The 1,175-nt window shown below is 77.6% G+C and carries 1 protein-coding gene; it reads left to right on the top strand.

Translation table 11 applies throughout. The features are described from left to right. Positions 1–137 precede the first annotated feature (137 nt). A partial coding sequence (locus tag HLB15_RS23655; RefSeq protein WP_171109221.1) for a DUF4350 domain-containing protein occupies positions 138–1,175 on the top strand: 1,038 nt, incomplete at its 3' end.

The raw sequence follows: 1,175 nt of genomic DNA, 5'->3' as shown, positions 1-1,175 counted from the left end.
CAGGCCGCCGCGCTGCGCTCCGGCGCCGACCTGTTCGACGGCGTCGAGTACGGCGACCGTGTCGCGGGCGGGGACGACGACGCCGCGCTGCGCGCGCTCGACGCCGCGGTCGTCGCCGCCCGGCCGGAGGTGGCCGCATGACCCAGCCGGTCCTCGTCCCGCCGTCGGCCACCGTGACGGCGCCGGCCGTGCAGGTGAGCGCGTCCGACGAGCCGCCCGTGGTGATCGGCGACGACACGACGGGCCTCTCGCGGGCCGCCCGCCGGTGGCGCCGCCTGCGGTGGCCGCTCACCGTGCTCGTCGTGCTCGCCCTCCTCGTGCTGTTCCTCATGGTCGTCCGCCCCGCGACGTCCGCGGCGCCCTACGCCCCGGACAACCCGGAGGCCGACGGCGCGATGGCGGTCGCGGAAGTGCTCGGGGACCAGGGGGTGCGCGTCACGCACGTGACGACGGTCGCCGAGGCCACCGCCGCGGCGGGGCCGGGCAGCACGCTGCTCGTCACGCCGAACCCGTCCTTCTTCGCCGACGACCAGATCTCGAGCCTGAACCGCACCGGCGCCGACCTCGTCGTGCTGCAGCCCGACTACAACCTGGTCGACGGCGTCACGCGCGGCGCCGTCGACACGACGTACGGCGCCGCGGACGGGCCGGTCGAGCCGCAGTGCGCCGACCCGGCCGCGCGGGCGGCGGGCCCGCTCGGCCTGCGGCCGGGGCTCTACGACACCGGCGCCGGCAGCGTGCGCCCCGAGCTGTGCTGGTCCGACGGGTCCGCGGCGGCCTACGCCCGCCTCGCGCTCGGCGGCCGGTCGGTCACCGTGGTGAGCGACGCGTCCGTGATCCGCAACGACAGCGTGCTCGAGGACGGCAACGCGGCGCTCGCCCTGTGGATGCTGGGGCAGCACGAGGACCTGGTCTGGTTCGTGCCCGACCCGATGGACGTGACGACCTCGGCGGACGAGCCGACGCCCGCCGACCGCGGGCAGATCGACGCGATCATGCCGCCGGGGTCCGCCCCGGTCGCGCTGGTCGTCGTGCTCGCCGGGGCGCTGCTCGTGCTGTGGCGCGTGCGCCGGCTGGGCCCGCTCGTGGTCGAGGACCTGCCCGTGCTCGTCCGCTCGGCCGAGACGACCCGTGGCCGCGCCCGCCTGTACCGCGCCGCCGGCGCCCGCGGCCAC

Source organism: Promicromonospora citrea, from assembly GCF_013004695.1.
Lineage (GTDB): Bacteria > Actinomycetota > Actinomycetes > Actinomycetales > Cellulomonadaceae > Promicromonospora > Promicromonospora citrea.
The sequence above is the reverse complement of the archived record's forward strand: the minus strand, read 5'-3'. Positions and strand labels throughout refer to the sequence as shown.